The sequence below is a fragment of the Janibacter terrae genome (genome assembly GCF_039636765.1).
GTDB classification, from domain to species: domain Bacteria; phylum Actinomycetota; class Actinomycetes; order Actinomycetales; family Dermatophilaceae; genus Janibacter; species Janibacter terrae.
On record NZ_CP144167.1, the window covers coordinates 55268 to 80966 of the forward strand.

At 70.3% G+C, this 25699-nt stretch carries 27 protein-coding genes; 10 read left to right on the forward strand and 17 right to left on the reverse strand.

Annotated elements, in window-relative coordinates; genetic code table 11:
• Positions 1-9 precede the first annotated feature (9 nt).
• From V3C34_RS00280 to V3C34_RS00290, 3 genes are all read right to left on the reverse strand, one after another.
• Positions 10-960, reverse strand: a complete 951-nt coding sequence (locus tag V3C34_RS00280) for a pilus assembly protein TadG-related protein (RefSeq protein WP_068328822.1) — start codon at positions 958-960, stop codon at positions 10-12.
• A complete protein-coding gene (locus V3C34_RS00285; protein ID WP_068328820.1) occupies positions 957-1334 on the reverse strand; it encodes a TadE/TadG family type IV pilus assembly protein in 378 nt (125 codons plus the stop codon). The genes V3C34_RS00280 and V3C34_RS00285 overlap by 4 nt, the downstream gene beginning before the upstream one ends.
• Before the next feature lie 78 nt (positions 1335-1412).
• A complete protein-coding gene (locus tag V3C34_RS00290; protein WP_068328817.1) occupies positions 1413-1646 on the reverse strand; it encodes a Flp family type IVb pilin in 234 nt (77 codons plus the stop codon).
• 309 nt (positions 1647-1955) lie between these two features.
• Here V3C34_RS00290 and V3C34_RS00295 point away from each other — a divergent pair, with 309 nt between their 5' ends.
• Entirely contained in the window at positions 1956-2642 is a 687-nt protein-coding gene (locus V3C34_RS00295) for a TetR/AcrR family transcriptional regulator (protein WP_068328815.1), read from the forward strand.
• Positions 2643-2678: 36 nt separating this feature from the next.
• Here the strand turns inward: V3C34_RS00295 and V3C34_RS00300 are convergent, their stop codons facing one another.
• From V3C34_RS00300 to V3C34_RS00345, 10 genes are all read right to left on the reverse strand, one after another.
• Positions 2679-4790: an MMPL family transporter gene (locus tag V3C34_RS00300; RefSeq protein WP_346007772.1), complete on the reverse strand. Its 2112-nt coding sequence runs from the start codon at positions 4788-4790 to the stop codon at positions 2679-2681.
• Between the two features lie 76 nt (positions 4791-4866).
• Positions 4867-5940, reverse strand: coding sequence for an SGNH/GDSL hydrolase family protein (locus V3C34_RS00305; RefSeq protein ID WP_346007773.1), 1074 nt, complete (start codon positions 5938-5940; stop codon positions 4867-4869).
• 27 nt (positions 5941-5967) lie between these two features.
• Positions 5968-6885, reverse strand: a complete 918-nt coding sequence (locus V3C34_RS00310) for a type II secretion system F family protein (protein WP_068328811.1) — start codon at positions 6883-6885, stop codon at positions 5968-5970.
• Position 6886: 1 nt separating this feature from the next.
• The gene (locus tag V3C34_RS00315) at positions 6887-8836 is read right to left on the reverse strand and encodes a type II secretion system F family protein (protein ID WP_068328808.1); all 1950 of its coding nucleotides are present in this window, start codon (positions 8834-8836) and stop codon (positions 6887-6889) included.
• Positions 8833-10209 (reverse strand): CpaF family protein, encoded by a 1377-nt coding sequence (locus V3C34_RS00320; RefSeq protein WP_068328805.1) that lies wholly within the window; start codon positions 10207-10209, stop codon positions 8833-8835. Before V3C34_RS00320 ends, V3C34_RS00315 begins: the two co-directional genes overlap by 4 nt.
• Positions 10206-11372, reverse strand: coding sequence for an AAA family ATPase (locus V3C34_RS00325; RefSeq protein ID WP_068328802.1), 1167 nt, complete (start codon positions 11370-11372; stop codon positions 10206-10208). Before V3C34_RS00325 ends, V3C34_RS00320 begins: the two co-directional genes overlap by 4 nt.
• A complete protein-coding gene (cpaB, locus tag V3C34_RS00330) occupies positions 11369-12196 on the reverse strand; it encodes a Flp pilus assembly protein CpaB (protein WP_068328799.1) in 828 nt (275 codons plus the stop codon). The genes V3C34_RS00325 and cpaB overlap by 4 nt, the downstream gene beginning before the upstream one ends.
• Before the next feature lie 34 nt (positions 12197-12230).
• Positions 12231-13541, reverse strand: a complete 1311-nt coding sequence (locus V3C34_RS00335; RefSeq protein WP_346007774.1) for a TadE/TadG family type IV pilus assembly protein — start codon at positions 13539-13541, stop codon at positions 12231-12233.
• On the reverse strand, positions 13448-13861 hold the full coding sequence (locus V3C34_RS00340) for a TadE/TadG family type IV pilus assembly protein (protein WP_169702038.1): 414 nt from the start codon (positions 13859-13861) through the stop codon (positions 13448-13450). The genes V3C34_RS00335 and V3C34_RS00340 overlap by 94 nt, the downstream gene beginning before the upstream one ends.
• Before the next feature lie 131 nt (positions 13862-13992).
• A complete protein-coding gene (locus V3C34_RS00345; RefSeq protein ID WP_068328791.1) occupies positions 13993-14181 on the reverse strand; it encodes a Flp family type IVb pilin in 189 nt (62 codons plus the stop codon).
• Between the two features lie 387 nt (positions 14182-14568).
• Between V3C34_RS00345 and V3C34_RS00350 the strand changes: the two genes are divergently transcribed.
• The gene (locus V3C34_RS00350; protein ID WP_346007775.1) at positions 14569-15240 is read left to right on the forward strand and encodes an A24 family peptidase; all 672 of its coding nucleotides are present in this window, start codon (positions 14569-14571) and stop codon (positions 15238-15240) included.
• Here the strand turns inward: V3C34_RS00350 and V3C34_RS00355 are convergent, their stop codons facing one another.
• Both V3C34_RS00355 and V3C34_RS00360 read right to left on the reverse strand, forming a co-directional pair.
• Entirely contained in the window at positions 15241-16095 is an 855-nt protein-coding gene (locus tag V3C34_RS00355; protein ID WP_338537468.1) for a transglutaminase family protein, read from the reverse strand.
• A gap of 58 nt (positions 16096-16153) precedes the next feature.
• Positions 16154-16501: a metalloregulator ArsR/SmtB family transcription factor gene (locus V3C34_RS00360; protein WP_346007776.1), complete on the reverse strand. Its 348-nt coding sequence runs from the start codon at positions 16499-16501 to the stop codon at positions 16154-16156.
• A 78-nt stretch (positions 16502-16579) separates the two neighbouring features.
• On the opposite strand from V3C34_RS00360, the gene arsM reads away from it, so the two are divergent.
• From arsM to V3C34_RS00385, 5 genes are read left to right on the forward strand one after another with little or no spacing between them, the layout of a single operon-like run.
• Positions 16580-17404 carry an arsenite methyltransferase gene (gene arsM, locus V3C34_RS00365; protein ID WP_346007777.1) on the forward strand — a complete coding sequence of 275 codons (825 nt, stop codon included), beginning with the start codon at positions 16580-16582 and terminating at the stop codon, positions 17402-17404.
• A complete protein-coding gene (gene arsB / locus V3C34_RS00370; protein WP_346007778.1) occupies positions 17404-18507 on the forward strand; it encodes an ACR3 family arsenite efflux transporter in 1104 nt (367 codons plus the stop codon). The genes arsM and arsB overlap by 1 nt, the downstream gene beginning before the upstream one ends.
• Positions 18504-19127, forward strand: a complete 624-nt coding sequence (locus tag V3C34_RS00375) for an arsenate reductase ArsC (RefSeq protein ID WP_346007779.1) — start codon at positions 18504-18506, stop codon at positions 19125-19127. The genes arsB and V3C34_RS00375 overlap by 4 nt, the downstream gene beginning before the upstream one ends.
• 24 nt (positions 19128-19151) lie before the next feature.
• A complete protein-coding gene (locus tag V3C34_RS00380) occupies positions 19152-19574 on the forward strand; it encodes an arsenate reductase ArsC (protein ID WP_068328769.1) in 423 nt (140 codons plus the stop codon).
• Entirely contained in the window at positions 19571-19990 is a 420-nt protein-coding gene (locus V3C34_RS00385; RefSeq protein ID WP_346007780.1) for a low molecular weight phosphatase family protein, read from the forward strand. Before V3C34_RS00380 ends, V3C34_RS00385 begins: the two co-directional genes overlap by 4 nt.
• A gap of 27 nt (positions 19991-20017) precedes the next feature.
• Here V3C34_RS00385 and V3C34_RS00390 read toward each other — a convergent pair whose 3' ends face one another.
• Positions 20018-21526 (reverse strand): SulP family inorganic anion transporter, encoded by a 1509-nt coding sequence (locus V3C34_RS00390; protein WP_346008580.1) that lies wholly within the window; start codon positions 21524-21526, stop codon positions 20018-20020.
• 209 nt (positions 21527-21735) lie between these two features.
• Between V3C34_RS00390 and V3C34_RS00395 the strand changes: the two genes are divergently transcribed.
• Complete coding sequence (locus V3C34_RS00395) at positions 21736-22158, forward strand: MerR family transcriptional regulator (protein ID WP_338537462.1); 423 nt, start codon at positions 21736-21738, stop codon at positions 22156-22158.
• A gap of 58 nt (positions 22159-22216) precedes the next feature.
• Positions 22217-23902 carry a ribonuclease J gene (locus V3C34_RS00400; RefSeq protein ID WP_346007781.1) on the forward strand — a complete coding sequence of 562 codons (1686 nt, stop codon included), beginning with the start codon at positions 22217-22219 and terminating at the stop codon, positions 23900-23902.
• Here the strand turns inward: V3C34_RS00400 and V3C34_RS00405 are convergent.
• Positions 23877-24419 (reverse strand): YbaK/EbsC family protein, encoded by a 543-nt coding sequence (locus tag V3C34_RS00405; protein WP_068424164.1) that lies wholly within the window; start codon positions 24417-24419, stop codon positions 23877-23879. The two genes, V3C34_RS00400 and V3C34_RS00405, sit on opposite strands and share 26 nt — an antisense overlap.
• 58 nt (positions 24420-24477) lie before the next feature.
• On the opposite strand from V3C34_RS00405, the gene V3C34_RS00410 reads away from it, so the two are divergent.
• On the forward strand, positions 24478-25686 hold the full coding sequence (locus V3C34_RS00410) for a histidine kinase (RefSeq protein ID WP_068328749.1): 1209 nt from the start codon (positions 24478-24480) through the stop codon (positions 25684-25686).
• The last annotated feature ends 13 nt before the right edge of the window (positions 25687-25699 follow it).

Here is a 25699-nt window from a genome sequence, read left to right on the forward strand (position 1 = left end):
TGCTTCCTCTTACTCGGTCAGGGAGACGACGGCGGCGCCGAGCTTCGGCGCGGTCGGGCTGTAGGTGAAGGCGCTGGACTGGTCCACGAACTGGGTGAAGTAGCCCCGGATGCATCGGGCATCACCGCTGCACGGGGCATTCCACTTGTACTCACCGTTGAAGCTGTACCCGGTGAGCGTGAAGGCGGCGTACCCGTATACCCGGTAGGTGGCCGAAGAGCCGGTGCCCGTCGTCCTGTCGAAGATCGGCAGGAGCACCGTGGCGTTCTGCAGGGCGACGAAGTCCGCCGGCGTGCACCCGCTCGAGACGGACACCCCGGTGTCCGTCAGGAGGGTCTGGAGGATGATCGAGGTGGCCTTGCAGGTCGCGCCGTCCGTCTTGAGCCAGCCGAAACCGCCCGGCACATTGCCCGAGGGCCCCGGGCACGGCGTCACCGCACCACTGGTGCCCGAGAGGTAGATGGTGCGCGCCGTCGTCCCGGACGGGGTCCCGCCACCGGTCTGGTTCCACCACTCGCAGTAGGACAGGGCCAGCGGCAGCATCGCGGTACCACCGCTCGGGTAGCCCCAGGCGGCCGAGCTCCGTGCCGAGACGACGGCGCTGTCCCCCTGCCCGATGACGGGGGCGAACACGTGCTCGCTCGTCCCGCGGTTGTCCACCGTGACACGACCGACGACGGGGTCGAAGGCGGCGATCGTGGCCGTGGGGTCGGCGTCGTTGCTGTTGGGGACGGCGAGCGCCTGCGCGGTCTGGTTGCGCTTGTCGCAGGCCGTGGACACGCGGGCGCAGTCCTGGGCGATCGCCAGGGCGGCGGCGTCGGCCCCGGTCTGCAGCTGCTGCCGCTCGGCGTACATGGCGGCCACGTCGATGGAGATGGCCGCGAAGGCGATCAGCGGGACCATGAGCAGGGCCACGACGACGGCGACGGCACCGCGGTCGTCCTCAGCACGGCGCGTCATCCGTTGCATCGCATGGTCCCCTTGCCGGTGAGCTTGACGGTGAACTTCGTCGGGAGCAACAGGTCCAGCTCCCGGGTGATCGTGACGGTGGCCGTCGCCGGCACGGCCGTGGTGGTGGTGCAGCTCGTCGGGCTGACCGCGATGTCCGCGTCGGTGAGCTCCACGGTCGGCGACGCCGAGGACTTGGCCACGGCCCGGGCGGCGGCGGGCTTGTTCTGCAGGGCCATCACCCGGACACCATCACGAGCAGCCGCGGACAGCACCGTCTGGGCGTGGTAGGCGCGTCCGAACTCCGCCACGCCGAGCACCAGGGCCAGCAGCAGAGGGAGCACGAAGGCGAACTCCACCGCCGCTGCTCCACGGTCGTTTCCCATGGGCCTCACGCACACCTCCGAGAGGACGACCGGCGCAGCAGCCGCTGGCTGCTGCGCCGGTGGCTGGTCACGCGGGGATCAGGGGGTGACGGGCGCGCTCGTGGACGTGGACGCGGGCATCTTGTTCGAGACCGTCTCGAACATGCCGTTCAGCTTGGGGCCGAGGACCACGAGGGTGGCGATGATGGCCACGGCGATGAGGCCGACCAGCAGGCCGTACTCGACGGCGGTGGCGCCGCGGTCCTTGCGACCCTCGATGCGCTCGCCGATGAGCGTGTACATGGTGACCAGGTAAGCAGCTGCGTGGTTCATGAAATCTTCCTTCACTGGATTTTCGGACCGTTTGGCCCGGTCAGGGGGGCTCAGGTCCTCGTGAACCAGTGCCAGAACCATGGTGGCAGATCATTGCTGTATCTGCAACATCGCGCGTCGTGCGACTATTCGGACTGTGCAGATGTCCGGATCTTGGCCGAAAACTACCCCTACCGCCAGCTGCCGGGGCGACGGTTCAGAGCCTTGGCGCCCGGCGACTCGTTCGTGCGTTAGGGTCGGGCGGCATGGTCGAGATTTTGCGCGTTGCGCAACCTCACACATCAGGCAATTGCGGGGTATGGTAAGCAAATGGTCAAGGAAGAGTTAGGTCTCCGGGAGCTCAAGAAGCAGCTGACGCGTGAGTCGATCGCCGACGCGGCGTTGCAGCTCACCCTGGAGAAGGGTCTGAGCGACGTCACGATCGAGGAGATCGCCCAGGTGGCCTTCGTGTCGCCGCGAACCGTCTCGAACTACTTCTCGTGCAAGGAGGAGGCGATCGTGACTGCAGGGGGCAGCGCGTCAGCGGCCCTCCTCGACGAGTTCGCCCTCCGACCGGCAGAGGAGGCCCCGCTCGACTCCCTGCGCGAGGTCATCGTCGCCTCCGTCTCCTCGAGCACCCCGGAGCAGCTGCGGCTCAGCGTGCAGAAGATGCGGCTCGTCGACGAGAACCCGTCCCTGCGCCCGTACCAGGTGGCCCAGCACGCCCACCTCGAAGAGGTCCTCCGCACGCAGATCGCCGAGCGCAACGGGTGCGACGTCGAGAAGGATCTCTACCCGTGGCTGGTCGCAGGTGCTGCGGTGACCGCGGTGACCGCAGCCATGCGGCTCTGGGCCCACCAGGATGCGCCGCCGGAGCGGCTCGTCTCCCTCGTGGAGGACGCCTTCACGCTGACCTCCCGGGGACTGCGCCTGCCGTCGCACGAGCACACGAGCGCACGCCTCGACGACGCCCCCGCAGCAGAGTCGGTGGGCGACTCCGCGGCGCGCGCGGGCTGACCCCCGAGCCGACGGGCACAGCGCCTCTGCTCCGGCTCACACCTCGTCGTCCGGGGCCATCCGGCCGGCCCACGGCCACCAGATCCGGTTGCCGAGGTCCGAGGCGAGGGCCGGTACGAGGACCGACCGCGTGACGATCGTGTCGAGCAGCACGCCGAAGGCGACGATGAAGGCGATCTGCGCGAGGAAGAGCAAGGGGATGATCGCCAGTGCGGAGAAGGTCGCGGCGAGCACGACACCGGCGCTGGTGATGACCCCTCCGGTGACGGCGACAGCGCGCCGGATGCCGCGCCGCGTGCCGACCTGCAGCGCCTCCTCACGTGCCCTCGTCATGAGGAAGATCGAGTAGTCGACGGCGAGCGCGACGAGGAAGACGAAGCCGAGCACGGGGGTCGACGGGTCGGCGCCCGGCTGGTCGAGGACCTGGGTGAACAGGACCGCGGAGACCCCGAGCGTCGCCGCGAAGGTCAGGACGTTGACCACGACGAGCAGCACGGCGGCGGCCACCGACCGCAGCAGCGCGATGAGGATCAGCGTCACGACGAGCAGGATGGCGGGCACGACGACGCGGTAGTCGCGGGTGCTCGCGTCGTCGGTGTCGACCGCCGTGGCGGTCGTGCCGCCGACGAGGATCTCCCCGTCGACCGCGTGCAGCTCCTCGCGCAGGTCTCGCACGACCTGCCGCGCCTCCTCCGACTCCGAGCCGACCGTGAGGGTCGCCGAGAGCAGCGTCGTCCCGGCCCCGCTCGTCGACCCCTGCGCCTGCACCCGCTCGGCGACGTCCTCGTGGCCGGTGAGGACCCCCTTCGCCTCCTCGACCGCCGCGTCGGGCGCGACGACCTGGACCGGCTGCTGGTCACCGCCGTCGAAGTGCCGGTCGAGCACACCCTGGCCCTCGACGGACTCGACGTCGGTGGTGAAGAACTGCGCCTGCGTGATCCCCGAGGTCGGGAAGGTCAGGGCCGCCACGGCCGCGACGAGCAGCAGGGCGGTGGTCACCACCCACGTGATCCGCGGTCGCACCGTGACGCGTCGGGCGACGCCGGACCAGAAACGGTGCCGGGGCTGGGTCCCCCTCCGGGGGACGGAGGGCCAGAAGGCCGCGCGACCGAGGAGGGCCAGGACCGCCGGCAGCAGCGTGAGCGCGGCGATCATCGCGCCAGCGATGCCGAGGGCGCCCACCGGCCCGAGGCCGGAGATGTTGCCGAGGTCGGACAGCAGCAGGCAGAGCAGACCGGCGATGACCGTGCCGCCGCTGGCAGCGACGGGTCCGAGCGTCTGCCGCCAGGCCACCTTGAGCGCAGGGAGCGGGTCGGCGGAGTGCAGCTCCTCGCGGTAGCGGGCGACGAGCAGCAGCGAGTAGTCCGTCGCGGCACCCACGACGAGGATGAAGAGGATCCCCTGGCTCTGCCCGGACAGCTGGATCCAGTCCGCGTCGGCCATCGGGTAGATGACGAGTGCGGCGAGCGCCAGGCCGAAGATGCTCGTCAGCAGCACGACGAAGGGGAGGACCGGGCTGCGGTAGACGACGAGCAGGATGACGAGGACGACGGCGAGCGTGACGAGCAGGAGCAGCCCGTCGATGCCGGCGAAGGCCTCACCCAGGTCTGCGGCGAAACCCGCCGGACCGGTCACCGCGACGCTCGCCCCGTCGACCTGGGGGGCGAGGTCGCCCCGCAGGTCCTCGACGAGCAGGTTGGAGATCGCGGTCTCCTCGACGGTCTCCTGCACCGCGTCGGCGTCGAGGCTGAGGACGACGAGCGCCGCCTGACCGTCCTCGGACGGGATGACCGGGATGCGTTCCTGCGCCAGGTAGTCCCCGAACGTGCCGGGGACGTCGGTCACCTGCTGGGCCGGCAGCTGCTTGGCCCAGGCGTTGAGCTCGCCGAGGACGGCCCGACCCAGCCCCCCTTCGTCCTCGACGGCGAGGATCAGGGGCAGGGTCGCGTCCGCGTCGAAGTCCGCGAGCTGCTCGGCCACCCGCGTCGACTCGGCCGACTGCGGGAGGAAGGAGGCCTGGTCGTTGTCCTGCACGCTGGACAGCTGGCCGACGAGCGGCCCGCCGATCCCGGCCAGCGCGAACCAGAGGACGACGACGATGCCGGCGAGGACCCGCAGACGGAGACCTGAGCGCGCTCGAGAGACCATGCCCAAACCTTAGACGAACATTGGACGATCTCGGACCACGAGGCCGGGGTCATCGGCGAACGGCCTCTGGCGGCCGTCAGTCCATCGCTGCCGCGAGTGCGCGGGCCGACGCGGCGTAGCCGTCCTGGGTCGGGTGCGCCCACTCGGGCACCTCCCGGCCCGGGGCCAGCACCGGCACGAGCCAAGCTCGGGAGTTGTCCGGCACCGAGCGCGGGTCGAGTCCGTGGGTCCGACCGTCCCAGGCGGGCTTGACGTCGACGAAGGTGAACCCGCCCGGGCCCTCGGCCGTGTCGTCGAGCTCGGCGACGGCCTCGCGCTGGACCCGGTCGCTCCTGAGCTGGAGCGCGTCGAGCGCGGCGCCGGCGTCGTAGGTTGGGGCGGCCTCGGGGATGGAGTAGCTGTCGGTGTTGATGAGGTGCGGGTAGCCGAGCAGGTACACCTGCGCGTGGCCGCCGGAGCGCTCGTAGACGGCGTCGAGGGCCTGCTTGGTCTGCTGCTGCAGCCGCGGCAACCTGGCATCGGCGGTCTCGAGGCTGCCCTCGCAGGAGCTCGCGCTGCGCAGCACGAGGCAGCTGAGCACGATCGAGGAGAAGCCGATGTCGTTGCCGCCGATGGTGAGGAAGACGGCGTCGGTGTCCCTGGTGACGGCGTCGATCTGCGGGGCCGCGGTCAGCTGGCAGCTGACCGTCGAGGTCCGTGCGCGCCCGACCTGCGACGCCGAGGTCACCGTGTACTCGTAGGACCAGTCGGCCTGGGCCTGCGTCCCGCAGAGCTCGGCGGCCCTGGCCTGGCGCAGCCAGTGGTGGGCGGCGTTGGGCGCCTTGCCGGGGATCTCGTAGGTCGCGGTGCGCGTCGTCGGCGCGCCGAGCGGGCGCGGGTTGAGGATGTCGGCGACGACCCCGCCGCTGCACGCGACGTCGGTGTAGCTCGCGCCGTCGGCCCGGGCCACCCGCGCGCCGTAGTTGTCCGGCGAGCGCCAGCACGTCTTCTCGTCGTAGGTGCCCGCGCCGTTGCCGGCCGAGTAGGAGTCACCGAGCTGCACGTACTCCAGCGCCGGGTCGGCGCCGGCCGTGGGAGCGGCCAGCCCCACACCACCTCCCATCGCGGCGACGGCGGTGATCAGGGCGAGGGTGCGACGACGGTGGCGCATGGGTACCTCCAGGTGGACGAAGGGGGATCAGAGACTACCCATGAGGTTCTCCATCAGTCTGATCGCTCCAGGGCCGATGATGACGACGAAGAGCGCCGGGAAGATGCAGAGCAGGAGCGGGAAGAGGATCTTGACGGTGACCTTCTGTGCCTTCTCCTCACCCTTCTGCCGGCGGGTGACGCGCATGGCCGAGGTCTGCTCGCGCAGGACCTTGGCGATCGGGATGCCGAGCCGGTCGGCCTGGACGATCGCCGAGATGAAGTTCTTCACCTCGGGCAGCACCATCCGCTCACCCAGCGAGGAGAAGGCGTCGGCGCGCGTCTTGCCGAGCTGGATCTCCGAGAGCACGCGGGCGAACTCACCCGACATCGGACCGTCGGTGCCGCGGGCGACCCTCAGGAGTGCGGCGTCGAAACCCTGCCCGGCCTCGACGCAGACGGTGAGCACGTCGAGCGTGTCCGCGAGGTCCCTGGCCGTGCGCTCCTGACGATGCAGCCCGGCGTTGTGGACTAGCAGGTCGGGGACGAAGAGGCCCACGGCGCCGAGCACGACGGCGACCAGGGTCCCCCCGAGGTCAAGACCCGCATAGAGGATGCCGAAAGCAACGCCCAGGAGCAGGGCCAAGCCCTTGACCCCCATGAGTCGGTCGACGGTCCACGGTGCGGGGTTTCCCGCACGGTCCAGCGACTTGGCGATCCGCTCCACCGTGCCCGCGGGGGACAGCCGGACCGCGAGGCGACGGCACCCGTCGATCAAGGGCGTGACGAATCGCTCCTTGACGGGCAGCTCGCTGCGGCTCACCGCGTCCGGGCTGATGCCGCCATTGATCATCACGAGGCTCCTGGCGACGCCGGTGGGTCCCGAGCTGAAGCCGAGCACCACGACGGCCACGACGAGCACGAGCGCCAGGGCGATGAGTCCGATACCGATGAGAGCGATGGTCATGTCACACCTCGATCTTGACGACGCGACGCATCCAGACGACCCCGACGATCATCTGCGTGACCGCACCGATGAGCATGATCAGTCCGATGGACGTGGTCCACAGGAGCTGGATGTAGTCGTAGTTGACGTAGAGCATGTACAGGAACATCCCGATCGGCAGGCCGATGAGGATCTGCGCCGAGAGACGCCCTTCCGCTGACAAGGTGGCGATCTGCCGCTTGAGGGTCTCGCGCTCGAGCAGGGTGCGTGCGGTGGTCTCGAGGGTCTCGGCAAGGTTGCCGCCGACCTCGCGCTGGATCCGGATCGCCATGACCGCCATGTGCATCGCGTCGCTGCCCATGCGATCGGCCATGCGCTCCAGCGCGTCGCCGATGTCGGTGCCGATCCGGGTCTCGGCGAGAGCTCGTGAGAACTCACGGTCGACGGGGGGAGCAGAGTCCTGCGCCACGGCGCTCAGCGCCTGCGGCAGCCCGAACCCGCTCCGCAGGGTGGTCGCGACGAGCGTGAGCGACTGGGGCAGGACCCGTTCAAAAGCCTTCGCCCGGCGCGCCGCGAGGTAGCGCAGCACGAGCTGCGGCAGGAAGACGCCCGCGACGAGCCCCACCACGATCCCGAGCAGCCAGGGTCCGGGCAGGAGGAGCGCACCGATGACGAGCCCCCCGAGGGTTGCGCCCAGGCGGATGACGAACCACTCCCCCGCCCGCAGCGGCAGGTCCGCGCGGTTGATGAGCTGCATGGTCCGGGTCGTCGAGCTGCGACCGTGCATGGTGCGCTCACCGAAGGCGACGAGCTGCTCCCGCACCGGGGGGCTCGCCGCCCGGGCATCCGCGCGGGTCGCCATGCCCGGCACGACATAGGTGTCGATCGCGGCAAGACGCCGCTCACGACGGGTCAGCAGCGTGGGCGTCAGCATGCCGTAGGCGAAGAGCGAGATGGCCAGACCGAGGCTCAGGGCCCCGAGCCAGGGCCACAGCGACGAGGTCATGCCCGGTGCGGCGATCTGGCCGAGGGCACCATCCCCCGGGTCGAGGGTGGGCGCCACGGCGGCGGGGCCGGCTCCGGCACCCAGGTCGAAGCGCTGCTCGACGACGAAGGGCTCACCACCCGCGGTCCCCTCGAGGCGGATGACGTGGCTGCCGACGAGCGGCTCGGGCGTCGTGATCTCGAAGGAGGACTGGGACTGCAGCGCGCGGGCCGACCCCTCGAAGGCTCGACCGACCTCCTGGGCGTCCCCTGCGGAGATGACGGAGCCACCCCCCGCACGAGCGAACCCCTGCAGTGCGGTCGTGGCGTCCGGGTCGTCGGTGTTGAAGCGCACGACGTCCACGCGGATCCCCCTGTCACGCAGGGCCTTCGTCGCCTTCTTGCGGTCCGAGGTGCGGGCCGTGCTGATCGTGTCGGCGCCGTCGCTGAGCAGCACGATGCTGCGGTCACCTTCGTCGCCGAGGGCCTTCGCCGCGGCGGTGACGCCCGCGTAGAGGCTGGTGTCGCCGTAGCTGACGAGTCCGTCGACGACCCGCTGGACACGTCCGCGGTCAGCGGTGGGCGCCTGGTCCACACCGGCGGTGTCGGCGAAGGTGGCGACTCCCACGCGCACGTCCTTAGGCGCCTCGGCGAGATAGGCCTTGGTCGCCGAACGCACCGTGCGCATGCCGTCTGCACCCATCGAGCCGCTCGTGTCGATGACGAGCATCGAGGTCCGCTTGATGCTCGAGGACTCCGATGCCACGACCTCTCGCGCCTCGCCGTCGACCTTCGCCACGAGCCCGCGGGGGTCGACCTCGACGACCTCGGCGCTGCGGAAGGTGAGGACGCCGGTCACCGAGGTGCCATCGACCTCGACATTGCCGATGGACACCTTGGTCACGGCTGCGGCGGGCGCGGCCCCGAGTGCGGCGACGACCAGGAAGGCGAGCACCGATCCGAGGAGCCGGGCGAGGAATCTCATCATGATGAGTACCGCACGAAGAGCTGCGGTGGCAGCGCGATCCCGAGGTCCTCGAGCTCGTGGACGAAGCCCGGACGGATGCCGGTCGGCACGAGCGAGCCGAGGTACCGGCCGTCGACGTCGCGACCTGCGGCGTAGTCGAAGGTGTACAGATCCTGCAGCGTGACGATCTCGCTCTCCATCCCGATCACCTCCGTGATGGCGACGATGCGCCGCGTGCCATCGCTGAGACGGGACTGCTGGATGATGAGGTCGACGGCACCGGCGACCTGCTCACGGATGGCGCGGACCGGCAGCTCGATGCCGGCCATGAGCACCATCGTCTCGAGCCGGGCGAGGCTGTCACGGGCAGAGTTGGCGTGGACGGTCGTCAGCGACCCGTCATGGCCGGTGTTCATCGCCTGCAGCATGTCGAGGGCGGCGGCGTCACGGACCTCCCCGACGATGATGCGGTCGGGGCGCATGCGCAGGGCGTTGCGCACGAGGTCACGGATGGAGATCTCCCCGCGCCCCTCGATGTTGGGCGGGCGCGACTCCAGGCGCAGCACGTGCCGCTGGTGGAGCTGGAGCTCCGCGGCGTCCTCGATGGTCACGATGCGCTCGTCCTCGGGGAGGAAGCTGCTCACGACGTTGAGCGTCGTCGTCTTGCCCGAGCCGGTACCACCGGAGACGACCATGCTGCGCCGGCCGCGCACGCAGGCGTCGAGGAAGTCCCGGACCTGCCGCGACATCGTCCCCATGCCGACGAGGTCGTCATCGGTGAAGGGGTCCGCGGCGAACTTGCGGATCGTCAGCATCGAGCCGTCGATGGCGACGGGGGGCAGCACCGCGTTCACCCGGGAGCCGTCGGGCAGACGGGCGTCGACCATGGGGCTCGACTCGTCGACGCGCCGCCCGACCCGGGAGACGATCTTGTCGATCGTGCGTCGCAGGTGGGCATCGTCGACGAAGCTGGTCGGCGCCGGGAAGAGGCGACCGGCACGCTCGATGTAGATGTCGTCCGGCCCGTTGACCATGATCTCGGTGACCTCGGGGTCACGCAGGTAGGGCTCGAGCGGCCCGTGACCGAGGATGTCGTCGGAGACGTCCTGGGCGATCTTGGTGCGGTCGGCCTGCGAGAGGGGTGTGTGCTCCGAGTCGATGACCGACTGCAGGGTCGCTCGTACCTGTGCGGCGAGCTCGTCCTCGGAGAGGTGCGGGTCGTAGAGGCGCGGTCCGAGGGACTCGACGAGCTCCTGGTGGACGCGTGCCTTGACGTCGGCGTGCGGGTCAGCGCGGTGGTGGGCCCCGGCCCGTCGCGTGCGTGGCCCGGCGCTCGGATCCCCGCCCGAAGAGGGGTTGCGCACCTGGTCGAGACGATCGGCGAGACTGCTCATGCCCTGCTCCTCTTCAGCCCGAGGCTGCGCCGCGGACTCTCCTCGACCAGCTCGCCGAACCGACGGCGGACCTCACGATCGGTCAGGTCGCGGATCGCCAGGGTCGCCGGTCCCTTGGGGTCCTGGACGAGCAGCGGGACGCCACGGTTGGTGGCCGCCGGCACGCTCAGGCTGTTGGGGATGCTCACGGCGATGGCCTGCTTGAGCACGTCCTCGACGTCGCCGCCGTCCAGACCGACCTTGAGCCCCGAGCGGTTGAGGACGACGACCCGGTTGTCCCTGGACCCACCCAGGGTGTCCAGGGTGTTCATCGCGATGCGCAGGTTCTTCACCGCGGGGATGTCGAGCGTCGTGATGAGCACCGCGAGGTCACTGATGTCCAGGGCGGTGAGGACGTGGTCGGTGAAAGCGGGCGGGGTGTCGATGACGATGTAGTCGTACATCGTGCGTGCGGTGCGCAGCATCTCGAGGACGACATCGGCGGGGACGCGCTCCGCGTCCCCCGGGTCGCTCGAGGGCGCGATGACGTCGAGCCCAGTGCCCTCGTGGGTGACGACGATGGACTCGAGCCCTGCCCGGTCGATGTGGCCCCGCATGGTGACGAGATCGGTGACCGTGCCGTTGGGGACGAGCTGGAGGCTGATGGCGACGTCGCCGAACATCAGGTCCAGGTCGACCAGGAGCGTCCGCGCCCCGCTCGTCGCGAGATGAGCCGCGAGGTTCGTCGACACGGTCGTCTTGCCCACTCCTCCCTTGGCCGAGAAGACGGTGATGATCCGCCCCTGCTTCTGACGGGTGGAGTCACCGCCGAGGCGGGCGGAGAGCTGCTCGTTGCGTCGCATGGCGTCGGCGAGCGCGGTCTGGTCGTCTGCCTGGACGACCTCACGGATGCCGCTGCGCAGGGCGAAGCCCATGACGTTGACGTCGAGGCGGTGCCGCAGCAGCAGGACGCCGACCTCGGGGCGCTGGACGCGCAGGTGCTCGGCCAGGTCGCAGGCGGCCTCGACGGGGATGTCGGGGCCGATGACGACGAGTCGGTGACGTGACGACTGCTCGAGCTCGCGCACGACCTGTGGCCCGTGGGTCATCACGTCCGCCGACTCGCCGAGGGCGAAGGAGTAGGTGTCGATGGCCCGCGGGTCCGGGTCCCAGAGGATGGTCATGACGCGTCCTTCCGTAGCAGGTCGGCCGCGACGTCCTCGTCGAAGACCGTCATGTCGTTGGTCGAGGACCCGTCGTCCATCTTGACGTCCGACCCGCGCAGACCGGCGTAGAGCTGGTACTCGGTGATGCCGTGGGCGAGTCGAGGGGCGTCCTTGGGGTCGACCGCGACAGTCACGAGGAAGCTCTGCTGCTCGGTCGCCTGGGCGTCGCTCTCCTCTTCGTCGTCGGGAGAGGCCTGCTGTGTCGGGGCAGCCAGGGGCTTGGTCCCCATGGCGATGACCTGGACGTCGGGCAGCAACACGCTCGTGCCGGAGACGTCGAGCTCGTTGATCTGCTTCACCTTGGCCCCGTCCCCGATGACCTTGATCTTGTGGGTGGCGTAGATCGCGATGCGGGAGCCCGGGGTCACGAACTCGCCGACGCGCGCCGGGTCGGAGAGCTCGACCGACATCGCGAGCTTGCCGGGCGGCACCTCGATCGCCTTGGTCCCGGTCGGTGTGGTGCCGAAACGCGAGGTCATGAGGAACTCGCCCGGCTGCACGTCCGAGAGCGCGAGCAGTGCGTTGTTGTCCGGGCCGACCCACTCGAGCGCACCATCCGGTCGCGCCTCGGAGGCGACCTTGGTCCGCACGATGAGGTCATTGCGCTGCGCGTCCTTGAGGGTCGTGCCTGCGGGGACGGGCTGCTCGGCGACGTAGACGTAGACCGGCTGTGCTCCTGCCACGGCTCGCGCATCCGCCCCGCGGACATAGGTCAGGACCATGACGGACCCGCCGAGCGCCAGGAGGACTGCGACGATGACGGCGATGACTCGACGTTTCATGGGTCTCTTCTCTCAGTGTTTCGTGGGACGCTGGTCAGCCGGCCGGGACGATGCTGCGAGCACCGCGGTCCTCGCCGCCCAACCCGCCGGAGTCGACGGGCTTGAGGCTGGAGGTGAACCAGCCCCAGATGTAGCTGACGGAGTCGTTGCACTTGCCCGTGCACACCGTCGCCGGTCGCTGGTAGATGTCGTAGCTCTTGGTCGGGGCGGCCGAGGACACGCCGTTCCACCCCGCGAAGTAGAAGGACGCGACGCCGGAGATCTTGTACTCCGCACCCCCACCCGTGCCCTTGGTCTCTACGTAGATCGGGATGAAGACCTCGGTCCCGATGTACTTCTTCAGCTCGTCGGCAAGGCATCCCTCGCTCGTGCCGGGGCCGCCGCCCACCCAGCCGTCCGAGACGTCGGCCACGCAGCCCTCGTTGTCGAGCCAGGAGAAGCCGCCCGGGTAGGTCGCGCCCGGGCTGCCCTCGCACTTGTGGTCGGCGCTGTCGTGGGTGAAGATGCCCGTCGCGTAGTCCCCGGACGAGATGGAGGTGGGCAGGACCGGCGGGGCGCTCCCGTTGGGCGCCGGCGTGTACGGAGGGGACGGCGCGTACTTGGAGCCGGGCACCCCGCCGACCGAGGTCTTGTTCACCCAGTCGCATGCCCCGATCGTGATGGGCAGCGTGTTTCCGGTGCTTCCGGCAGGGCCGTACGCCGCACGGGCGCACGCAGTCGTCCCCGAGTCCCCGTCGCTCCCGCCGGTCAGGACCCGCGAGAAGGGGAGGAAGAGCTCGTCGTCGCCCGACGTCGTGAGCGTGCGGGTGTAGGTCTCGACGTAGGGGATGCTCGCGCCGGTCCCGGTGAGCCAGGACGGCAGGGGCGGGCACTCGCCCAGGTCCCCGATCGAGCCCGTGGCGAGGCAGGTGGGGAGCGACCCGATCCCGCGGCCGCACGCGCCGTTCGGCGCGCCGTTCACGGTCCGGTTGTCGTACTGCATGCGCTCGTCCCCGGCATTGGGGTTCAGCAGGTCGGACACCGCGGTAGGAGCGCACCCGGCCGCGTCCTCAGCGCACTCCTGGGCGAGAGCCAGCGAGGTGGCGTCCGCGCCGTTCTGCAACTGGCGGCGCTCGTAGGTGAGGTTGCCGAGGTCGACACTCACGGCCAGCATGCCGATGATCATCAACCCCGAGAAGAGGACGGCCACGATGACCGCCGCGCCGCCGCGCTCACCCTGCAGACGCCGTGAAGCGTGCGAACGGATACGAGTCAGCCACCGCACCTCATCACCGCCTTGGCCCGTGCCGGCGGCAGGGTCCCGCTGGCACCGAACAGGCTCATGGCCGGGTCCAGGAGGATCCACTCGAAGGTGCCAGTGGCGACGACCTCGGCGTCACCTCCCACACCTGCGGTGCACAGTTGCGGTGTCGTGACCGCCAAGCCTTGGACCACGCCGGCGGCCTTCTCGGTCCGCAGGACAATATTCGGCTGGGACTCACCCAGCACCGCGACGCGGGCACCCTCGCGGACCGCGTTGGTCAGCTGGATCTCGGTCAGGAAGTATCGGCCGAAGTCGACGATGCCGGCGATCATCAGGAACAGCAGGGGCAGGACGAGTGCCATCTCGACTGCGGCAGCGCCCCGTTGGCGCCAAGCAGGACGGGAGTGTCCGGTGCGTGCCATGGTCCACCCCTTCGAGGCGTCGTCGTCATGGAGGTTGGGACCACTCATGGGTCCGGGTCATGGATCGGATGGCATCCGCGGCGGGGGTGGGCAGGAACGGCACCCCCGCCGGGGACTGCCACCGGGCTCTATCAGGGGGTGACGGTGATCGCCTTCTCGACCTTTTCGAAGGCCGCGTTGATGTCGGTGCCGAGCGTGGTGACGGCGAGCACGATCACGGCCGCGATGAGCGCGACGATCATGCCGTACTCCACGGCGGTCGCCCCCTTCTCGCGCTGGACCGTGAGCAGGGACTGGAGGCGGACGTAGAGCTCGATCATGGTTCTCTCCTTGTGCAAAGGCGCCGAGGAGCCCCGGACGGGCACGGCGTGTGGCGGTGGTGCTGTGGTCGTCAGACCAGGTCCGTCGACGACGGGCCGAAGAAGGGCCGGCGGCCCGGTGCGGGCTGGCGGCGAGAGCCGTTGCGGCTGAAGGGACCTCGTGAACGACCGAGGTGCAGGGACGTGGTGCAGGGACGGCAGGACCAAGGCATGGCACTGCCCTACAACTGGTTGATCTGGTCTTCCCCCGAAGTGCTGTCTCAGGAATTCCTGGCCAACTGATTCGTAACCGTAAGGGCTTGGTCAGGTTTTTGCCAGAGTTTCTTCAGTAACATTTTCAAGCGGCCCGAATCGACGAGTCCCGCGGCCGCCGGTAGGGTCGAATTCGTGCCCGACATCGCCGTCCTCTCCGTGACTCTGATCGGCGCCCTGGCGGGGGTCGCGCTGCGGTTCCGGCTGACGCGCCTGGGCTACCGGCTGGACGACGAGCGTGAGCTGTCGCGTCCCCCTTCGTGGTGGGTCGTCCCGGTCACGGCGATCGCGAGCGTCCTTGTGTGGCAGTCGATTTTGCCCGACAACCCGCCCGTCGTCCCGGCGGTCTACGTGCTCGCCAGCTGGGTCATGGTGGCGCTCGCCTTCATCGATCTCGACGTCCACCGACTGCCCGATCGCATCCAGCTGCCGGCCTACCCGACCGTGCTGGTGCTGCTCGTGGCATGCAGCATCGCGAGCAGCGACTGGGGTGCGCTCGTCCGCGCGCTCGTCGCGGGCGTGGCCCTGTTCGTCCTTTACCTTTTCCTTGCACTTCTGCCCGGAGGCGGCATCGGCTTCGGCGACGTCAAGCTCGCCGGCCTGCTCGGGATGCTCCTCGGGTGGCTCTCGTGGACCCACGTGATGCGCGGGACGGTCGCCGCGTTCCTCATCGGTGGCCTCGTCGCGGCGCTCCTGCTGGTACTGCGCAGGGTGAAGCGGGACGACGAGTTCCCCTACGGCCCACCGATGCTCGTCGGCGCGGTGGGCGCGCTCATCGCACCCCTCGCGCTCGGGGCGATCGGCTGATCAGGCCAGACGCACGAGGGCGTCCGGGTCCTCCTGGGGCAGACGCCCCTCGGTGAGCACGGCCGTGACGGCCTGCCGGTTGAAGTTCATCCGGCCCCCACGAGTGGTGAGGAAGGCCGTGTCCGCGGCGTCGCGGCCGGTCGCGATGCGGACCATGGCCTCACGCGGAGCGAGCCGGGTCGCGTCGACGATGTGCCACGCGTCCTCGACCCAGGCCTCGGCGACGGCGTGGAAGTCCATGGGCTGCAGGCCCGGCGCGTAGACCGAGACGAGCCGTGCCGGCGTGCCCAGCGCGCGCAGCAGTGCGACGACCACGTGCGCGAAGTCCCGGCACACCCCCGACGCCTGGAGGATCGAGTCGACCGCACCGTCGGTGCCGCGGCTCGAACCGGAGACGTAGGCCATGTGCGAGTTCACCCACTCCGCGACCGCACGCACGCGCTCGACCCCGGTCTGCGACGGGAAGAGCTGGGCGGCCATGGGCGCCAGGCGATCCGACTCCGCGTACCGGCTCGGGCGGGTGAAGACCCAGCGGTCGAAGTCGATCTCGGGCCCGACCTGGTCGCCCACCGGACGGGTGATGTCGACGAGCGCCGAGTAGGTCACCTCGAGCCAGCCGCTGCCCACGTCCTCGACGAGGTGCAACCGCGTGCCGTGGTTGCCCGCGAGCTCGCGGGCCTCGACCCGACGGCCGGCCGCGTGGATGAGGATCTCCTCCTCGAGGATGTCGTGCGCGCTGGACACCGCGAAGGACAGCAGTGCCTCCCGGACGCCGTTGGTCCCGTAGGCGAACTTGGTCCCCACCCGCGCCTGGAGCGGGGTGGAGTCGGCGTCGACGATCGCGAGGTCGGTCATGGGTCCATCCGACCCCGCCCGGGCACCCCAGGTCAAAGCGAAGGGAGCGCCGCTCGCCTCACACCGCCGCCGGCACGGCCAGGAAGGCCGAGAGCGCACCGAGGGTCTCCGGCGCGATGCGGTACCAGACATAGGTCCCGCGACGCTCCGACGTGACGATCCCGGCCTCGCGCAGGGTCTTCAGATGGTGCGAGATCGTGCCCGCGGACAGGGCGAAGGCCGGGGTGATGTCGCAGACGCACACCTCGGGCTGGGCCGCGATGAGGCTGGCCAGGCGCAGGCGCACCGGATCGCCGAGGGCCTTGAACACCGGAGCCATGCTCACCGCATCGGCCTCGCTGACCGGCGCCTCGGTGAGGCCGCCACACGTGACGACCGGCTCGACGAGGTGGGTGCGGGCGCTCATGGAGCCATCTTGACATATGTCAAAACAGCGATCACGCTGGGACCGCTGATTGGCCAACCATCAAAGCAGGAGCTCACCGTGACCCGGCAGGACATCCACGACGTGGTCCGCGAGCGCTACGCCTCCGCCGCCCGCACCGCCCTCGACCCGACGACGACCTCGACCTGCTGCGGCAGCACGGCGACCGACCCGATCACGGTCGGGCTCTACGAGGGGACGGACTCCCCTTCGGACACCGCACTGGCCGCCTCCCTCGGGTGCGGCAACCCGACCGCACTGGCCGACCTCTCGCCCGGTGAGGACGTGCTCGACCTCGGCTCGGGCGGCGGCCTCGACGTCCTGCTGTCCGCGCGACGGGTCGCCCCCGGCGGCACCGCCGTCGGTCTCGACATGACCGACGAGATGCTCGAGCTCGCTCGTCGCCACCAGGCCGAGGCCGGCATCGACAACGCGCGCTTCCTGAAAGGGATGATCGAGCAGATCCCGTTGGCGGACGCCTCCGTCGACGTCGTCATCTCCAACTGCGTCATCAACCTCTCGCCCGACAAGGACGCCGTGATCCGCGAGGCGCACCGCGTGCTGCGTCCCGGCGGCCGCTTCGCCGTCTCCGACGTCGTGCTCCTCCGCGAGATCCCCGACGCGCTGCGGGGCGTCGTCGGCCTGTGGACCGGGTGCATCTCCGGCTCGCTGCTCGACACGGACTACGTCGCCAAGCTCACCGCCGCCGGCTTCGCCGACGCGGGCGTCGAGGTGACCCGACGGTTCGACCGCTCCGACCTGGAGGACATGTCCGACCTGGTCGGCGACCGGCTGCCGCCGGGCTGGACCCTCCCAGGTGTGCTCGACGCGCTCGACGGCTCCTTCGCCAGCGCATTCGTCCGTGCCCGGAAGGCAGACCGCTGATGACCACCACCACCGCCCGACCCCAGTCGCCCGCTCGTCTGTCGACCCTGGACCGCTGGCTCCCCCTGTGGATCGGCTTGGCCATGGTCGCCGGCCTCCTCCTCGGACGACTCGTCCCCGGCCTCGGCGGAGCGCTGAGTGCGATCGAGGTCGACGGCATCTCGCTCCCGATCGCCATCGGCCTGCTCGTCATGATGTACCCGGTGCTCGCCAAGGTCCGCTACGACCGGCTCGACACGGTCACGAGCGACCGGCGCCTGCTCGGTTCTTCTCTCGTGCTCAACTGGCTCGTCGGGCCTGCCCTGATGTTCGCCCTCGCCTGGCTGATGCTGCCCGACCTGCCCGAGTACCGCACCGGTCTGATCATCGTCGGGCTCGCCCGGTGCATCGCCATGGTCATCATCTGGAACGACCTCGCCTGCGGTGACCGCGACGCAGCCGCGGTGCTCGTGGCCATCAACTCGCTCTTCCAGGTCGTCGCGTTCGCCGCGCTCGGCTGGTTCTACCTGTCGGTCCTGCCCGGCTGGCTCGGTCTCGACCAGGCGGCGCTCGACGTCTCCGCATGGCAGATCGCCAAGTCCGTGCTGATCTTCCTCGGCATCCCGCTGCTCGCGGGCTACCTGACCCGCCGGGGTGGCGAGCGCCGGTGGGGCCGTGAGCGCTACGAAGCCTCCTTCCTGCCGAGGATCGGCCCGTGGGCGCTGTACGGGCTGCTCTTCACGATCGTCCTGCTCTTCGCCCTGCAGGGCGAGGCGATCACCTCCAAGCCCGGTGACGTCGCCCGCATCGCGCTGCCGCTGCTCGCGTACTTCGCGATCATGTGGGGCGTCGGCTACCTCACCGGCCGGCTGCTCGGGATGTCGTACGAGCGCACGACCACCCTCGCCTTCACCGCCTCGGGCAACAACTTCGAGCTGGCGATCGCCGTGGCGATCGCGACCTTCGGCGCGACGAGCGGCCAGGCCCTCGCCGGCGTCGTCGGTCCGCTCATCGAGGTCCCCGTCCTCGTCGGGCTGGTCTACGTGAGCCTCGCACTGCGCCACAGGTTCCCTCACGCCTCGCCCGTGGGCCCGGCCCGCACCCCCGCCGAGGAACTGTCATGAGCGCCCACGCCCACGCCCACGACCCGTATGCCGACATCGTCGACGACCTGACGTACGCGTACGACGGCGTCTTCTCCCCGGAGACCGTCGCCACGGTCGTGCGCGAAGCCCGCGAGCTGCTCGAGCCCCGCGCGACGATCACGCGGTACCTGCCGATCTTCGTGGCCCGTCAGGCCCGCGAGCAGCTGATGACGGTCGCCCAGGCCGACGGGCGGGTCGCCAAGCAGGTGCCCGAGGTGCTCTTCGTCTGCGTGCACAACGCGGGCCGCTCCCAGATGGCTGCGGCTCTCACCGAGCACCTCTCGGCCCGTCGCGTCCACGTCCGCTCTGCCGGCTCGCAGCCCGCCGACGAGGTCAACCCCGTCGTCGTGGAGGCCCTCGCCGAGCGCGGCATCGCCCTCACGACGCCGTACCCCAAGCCGCTCAGCCACTCCGCCGTGCAGGCCGCCGACGTCATCGTGACGATGGGCTGCGGCGACGCCTGCCCGATCTTCCCCGGCAAGCGCTACGAGGACTGGGACGTCGCCGACCCGGCCGGACAGCCCCTGGAGGCGGTCCGGGACATCCGCGACGACATCCAGGGCCGCGTGACCGCGCTGCTGCGCGCCGTCCTCTCCTGACCCACCGCCCACCCGGAGGCATCGATGACCGACCACCCTTCCGTTCTCTACGTCTGCGTCCACAACGCCGGCCGCTCGCAGATGGCAGCCGCCTACACGCGCGCGCTCTCCGGCGGGGCCGTCGAGGTCCGCTCCGCCGGTTCGGCGCCTGCCGACTCGATCAACCCCGCTGTCCACGGGGCCATGCTCGAGGAGGGCATCGACCTGTCGGCCGAGCGGCCGAAGGTGCTGACCACCGACGCGGTGCAGTCCTCCGACGTCGTCATCACCATGGGGTGCGGCGACGCCTGTCCGATCTTCCCCGGCAAGCGCTACGAGGACTGGCAGCTGGAGGACCCGGCCGGTCAGGGCGTCGAGGCCGTCCGTCCCATCCGTGACGAGATCCGGGGCCGCGTCGTCGCGCTCCTGTCCTCGCTCGACGTGCCCGTGCAGGACTCCTCGCGATGAGCCGCCCGTCGGTGCTCTTCGTCTGCGTCAAGAACGGCGGGAAGTCGCAGATGGCCGCGGCCCTCATGCGCCAGCGTCACGGCGCCGACGTCGACGTGCACTCCGCGGGCACCCGACCGGGAGACGCACTCAACCCGGGCTCGGTCGCCGCACTCGAGGAGGTCGGTGCCGACGTCGGGGGCGAGCACCCCAAGCCCATCGACCCGGCGCTGCTCGACGCCGTCAGCCTCGTCGTCGTCATCGGCGACGAGGCCCGGCTCGACCTCCCCGGCCGCGCGCCGGTCGACCGGTGGGTCACCGTCGAGCCGTCGCTGCGCGGCATCGAGGGCGAGGAGCGGATGCGCCTCATCCGTGACGACCTGACCGAGCGGGTCGACGCCCTCGCCGCACAGATGACCCGCTCCATCTCCCCGTGAGGAAGGGGGTCGGACCCCCCCCCTTCGTCAGTGGTCGGCGCCCAGGCGCCCGCTGAGCCGATCGTGTCGGTCCGCCGACGCCTGGTTGAGCCCGACGATCTCCACGCTCTTGCCCAGCCGCTCGTACTTGGTGCGGATGCCGTCGAGCGCGGCCACGGTCGAGGCGTCCCAGATGTGGCTGTCGGACAGGTCGATGACGACTCGAGCAGGGTCCCCGGCGTAGTCGAACTGGTAGACGAGGTCGTTGCTCGTGGCGAAGAACAGCTCACCGTTGACCTTGTAGACCCTCACGTCGACCGCGCCGTCCCCGTCGACATCAGTCTCGGCGATCCGCTCGACGTAGGCGAAGTGGGCCACCCGCCGGGTGAAGAAGATCATCGCCGCGACGACACCGAGGATCACCCCGTAGGCCAGGTTGTGCGTGACGACCGTGACGGCCACGGTCGTCGCCATGACGAGGTTCTCGCTCTTGGGCATGCGCCGGAGCGTGGCGGGGTGGACGCTGTGCCAGTCGAAGGTCGCGACCGACACCATGACCATCACGGCGACGAGTGCGGCCATGGGGATCATGCCCACGAGCGGTCCCGCACCGACGACGAGCGCCAGCAGGAAGGCGCCGGCGAGGAATGTCGAGATCCGGGTCCGGGCTCCCGAGACCTTGACGTTGATCATCGTCTGGCCGATCATCGCGCAGCCACCCATGCCGCCGAAGAGGCCGGAGGCCATGTTGGCCACGCCCTGGCCCCAGGTCTCCCGGGTCTTGTCCGAGTGGGTGTCCGTGATGTCGTCGACGAGCTTGGCGGTCATGAGCGACTCGAGGATGCCGACGAGGGCCATGGCCAGCGCGAAGGGGCCGATGACCTGGAGCGTCTCCAGGGTGACCGGGACGTCGGGCAGGAGCAGCTGGGGCAGCGACTCCGGCAGCTCGCCCTGGTCGGACACGTCCGGCAGGGTCCACCCGCCGGCCCAGACCACGGCGGTGACGGCAACGATCGCCACGAGGGGCGCCGGCACCAGGGTCGTCAGTCGGGGCAGGCCGATCATGATCAGGATGCCGGCCGCGACCATGGGGTAGACCAGCCACGGCACTCCGACCAGGTAGGGCAGCTGCGCCATGAAGATCAGGATGGCCAGGGCGTTGACGAAGCCGATCATCACCATCCGCGGGATGAAGCGCATGAGCTTGGCCACGCCGAGCAGGGACAGGACGATCTGCAGCACGCCCGCGAGGATCACGGTCGCGAGGAAGTAGTCCATGCCGTGGTCCCGCGCGACGGGGGCGATGACGAGTGCGACCGCGCCCGTGGCCGCCGAGATCATCGCGGGCCGGCCACCGACGAAGGCGATCGTCACGGCCATGACGAAGCTGGAGAACAGCCCCACTCGCGGGTCGACGCCCGCGATGACCGAGAACGAGATCGCCTCGGGGATCAGGGCGAGCGCCACGACCAGACCGGCAAGGACCTCGGTCCTCAACCGGCGAGGGTCGCGAAAGGCAGCGCGGGTGGAGGTCTCGCGTTCACCGGCCTCGGGCACTGCCGGTAGGCCGGAGCCGGCGGGCGCGGTACTGACGGCAGGGTCGGGCACGGGGATCCTTCAGGACGAGGCACGGAGAGCACGGCAACCCTACCGTGACGTTAGGGTAGCCAGATCCCGGTCGCGAGTCCGTGTCGACCTGCCACGGTGGGGCGGCTGCCAGACGGTAGCCTTCCGCCCATGTCTGCTGTCGCTGACGGGATGAGGACGTGAACGACGACCCCCACGTCCACATCGGCCAGGTGGCCTCCCGCACCGGCCTGTCGCACCGCACCCTGCGCTACTACGAAGAGATGGGGCTGCTCACTCCCAGCGCGCGCACCGACGGTGGATTCCGCCTCTACGGCCAGGCTGACGTCGAGCGCCTCCTGCTGATCAAGCCGATGAAGCCGCTCGGGTTCTCGATCGAGGAGATGCGTCAGCTCGTGGACGCCCTTGATGTCCTCGCAGACCCCACCGCGAACGCGGCAGACACATCGTCGGCCCGAGCGCAGGTCGATGCGATCCACGCGGACGCACTCACACGGGTGACCGAGCTGAGAGCGGCCACCGCGCGTGCAGAGGCCTTCACCGACGCCTTGGCGCAGCTCGCTCTGCCCAGGCCACCGACGAACGACCCTGCCGGTCCGTGAGCGTAGTGTCGTGTGCAGTCCGACGCACCGCTGAGCACGCGCCCCCCGAGGAGATCACATGAGCCACCCACACCTCGAGCTGGGCCCACCGCCTGCACTCTCCAAGGGAGCCCTGCGGGTCATCCCCCTGGGTGGTCTCGGCGAGGTGGGGCGCAACATGACGGTCCTGGAGCACCGGGGCAAGCTGCTGGTGATCGACTGCGGCGTCCTGTTCCCCGAGGAGCACCAGCCGGGCGTCGATGTCATCCTGCCGGACTTCACCTTCCTGAAGGACCGTATGGACGACGTGGTGGGCATCGTCCTGACCCACGGCCACGAGGACCACATCGGCGCCGTGCCCTACCTCCTGAGACACCGCAACGACATCCCCCTGATCGGCTCGCGTCTCACCTTGGCGCTGATCACCGCGAAGCTCAAGGAGCACCGGATCAAGCCCTCGACCCTCGAGGTCGTCGAGGGCGACCACCGAGCCCTGGGCCCCTTCGGGTGCGAGTTCGTCGCGGTCAACCACTCCATCCCCGACGGCCTGGCCGTCGCCGTGCGTACCTCAGCCGGCCTGCTGCTCCACACCGGCGACTTCAAGATGGATCAGTTCCCGCTCGACAAGCGGCTGACCGACCTCCCCGCCTTCGCCCGGCTGGGGGCGGAGGGCGTCGACCTCTTCCTCACCGACTCCACCAACGCGGAGGTGCCCGGCTTCACCACCTCCGAGAAGGACCTCGCGCCGGCCATCGAGACCGTCTTCCGCACCGCCCCGGGACGGGTCATCGTCTCCAGCTTCGCCAGTCACGTCCACCGCATCCAGCAGGTGCTGGACTCGGCACATCGCAACAAGCGCAAGGTCGCCTTCGTCGGCCGATCAATGGTGCGCAACATGGACATCGCACGACGGCTCGGCTATCTCGATGTCCCACGCGGGCTCGTCGTCGACGTCAAGGAGCTCTCGAGGTTGCCCGACCGCAAGGTCACCCTGGTGTGCACCGGGTCGCAGGGTGAGCCCATGGCCGCGCTCTCCCGGATGGCCAGCGGCGACCACCAGATCCGTATCGGGGACAACGACACGGTGCTGCTGGCGTCCTCGCTCATCCCGGGCAACGAGACCTCGATCTCGCGCGTCATCAACGGCCTGATCCGGCGGGGCGCCGACGTCGTGCACAAGGGCAACGCCAAGGTGCACGTCTCCGGTCACGCCAGCGCCGGCGAGCTGGTCTACTGCTACAACCTCGTCAAGCCGCGCAATGTCATGCCGGTCCACGGGGAGTGGCGCCACCTGCGCGCCAACGCCGACCTGGCGATCGCCACGGGCCTCGACCCCGAGCACGTCGTCGTCGTCGACGACGGAGTCGTGGTCGACCTGCAGGACGGCGAGGTGCGCGTCACCGGCAAGGTCCGTGCCGGGTACGTCTACGTCTCGGCCGGCACCGTCGGCGGCGTGACCGAGGAGAGCCTGCGCGACAGGGTCACGCTGAGCCAGGAAGGCATCGTCACGGTGCTCGCGCTGATCGACATCGACACGGGCAAGCTCGTCGAGCCGCCGGAGTTCCTCACGCGGGGCCTGGGTGCCGACGAGTCCCTCTTCGACGAGGCGATCCCGGCCATCGAGAAGGCGCTCACGGCGGCAGCGGCAGACGGTGTCGGCGACCCGATCGATCTCGAGAAGCGGATCGGGCGCGCCGTCTCCCAGTGGGCCGGGCGCAAGCACCGTCGCAATCCCCTGGTCATCCCCGTGGTCGTCGAAGCGTGAGCTGAAGCACCTCGGCGCCCTGCAGCGCGGCCAGCTCGGCGGCGTCGACGAGCAGCTTGGAGCCGCGCACGCCCGAGCCGATGACGACCTCGCCGGCGGCAACGACCGCCTCGTCGACGAGCACCGGCCACCCCTCCGGCAGCCCGACGGGGGTGATGCCGCCGTACTCCATGCCGGTGACCTCGACGGCCTCGTCCATCGGGGCGAAGGAGATCTTGCGCGCGTCGACGTGCCGGCGCACGACGCCGTTGATGTCCGCCCGGTCCGTCGCGAGGACGAGGACGGCGGCGTGCCGGGTCTCCCCTCCCCTTCGGCCTGCGACGACGACGCAGTTGGCGGACAACTGCGGCGGCGACGCATAGGCCTCGCAGAAGGCGGCGGTGTCCGCCAGCTCGGGGTCGATCTCGGCCACGCGGGCCGAGGGGACCGCCGCGATCGCGGCGGCGACGGGCGCGGCGAGCAGGTCGGTGCGCTCGGCCGCCGGAGTCCAGGTCAGGGTGCCGGCTGCGGTGCTCATCCCTCGACTCTAGGCCCCGCCCGGTCTACCCTGACCGGGGACCACGAGGAGGTGGCCGATGGTGGAGTCGGGCCGACGGCGCACGCTGCAGCGCGCCTGGGAGCACTGGCGCGAGGGCAGTGCCCCCGAGCAGGTGCGCCCCGAGATCCTCTCGTCGTGGGAGCGGTCCGCCGAGCACCTGCCCGCCAGCGTCGACGCGGCCCCCCTGGCCGACGAAGGGGAGACCGCCAGCCTCTTCGCGGAGTCACCGCTGTCGGCCGCGGTCGCCCGGCTCGAGGGGGCGCTGCGGTCCGCGGCCGAGGACGGCGACCTCGTCGTCGCTGTCACCGACCCCCAGACACGGATCCTGTGGACCTATGGCGGGCGGGTCATGCGCAGCGCTGCCGAGCAGGTCAACTTCGTCGCCGGCGGCCGGTGGGACGAGGGCAGCGTCGGGACCAATGCGCTCAACCTCGCGCTGCGCACGGACTCCGTCTCAACCGTCTTCGCCGCCGAGCACTACGCCCCGATCATCCACAACTGGGTCTGCTGGGCCGCGCCCGTCCACGACCCGGTGACCGGTGCCCAGCTCGGGGTGCTCGACCTGTCGACGACGTGGGACCGCAGCCACCCCATCGGCGCCGCCACCGCCCAGGCGCTGGCGCGTCTCCTCGAGACGGCGATCCCCGCCTCGTCGATCGCCTCGACGCTGACCGTGCCAGCGCAGCAGGGGCTGCACCTACGGCTGCTCGGCGCGAGCGAGGTCCACCTCGACGGCTCGCGCCTGCTGCTCACCCGCCGCCAGGTCGAGATCCTCGCGATCCTCGCGCTGCACCCCGACGGGCTCTCGCTCGGCGAGTTGCACGCCCACCTCTACGGCGACGAGCGGGTCTCGACGAGCACCCTGAAGTCGGAGGTCAGCCACCTGCGCTCGGCCCTCGGCGGCCGGCTCGCATCGCGCCCCTACCGACTCGACCTGCCGGTGACGAGCGATGTCGACGCCGTCCGGGCCGCCGTGCGGCGCGGTGACGCCCGGGCCGCCGTCGACGCCTACGGCGGCGACCTCGTCCCCGGGACCAGCTCGCCGCTGCTCACCGAGACGGCCGACTACCTCGCCGTCGCCGTCCGCGAGTGCCTGCTCACCGACCCCGACCCCTCGGCGGTCCTCGCCTACAGCGAGGTCGTCGCCGACACCGAGGTGCTGCAGCGGGCGCTCGACGAGCTGGGCGATGGGCGCCACCCGGCCCGGGCACCGCTCACCGCGCGGCTGGCGGCGGTGCTGCGGTAGGGCGGTAGCGTCG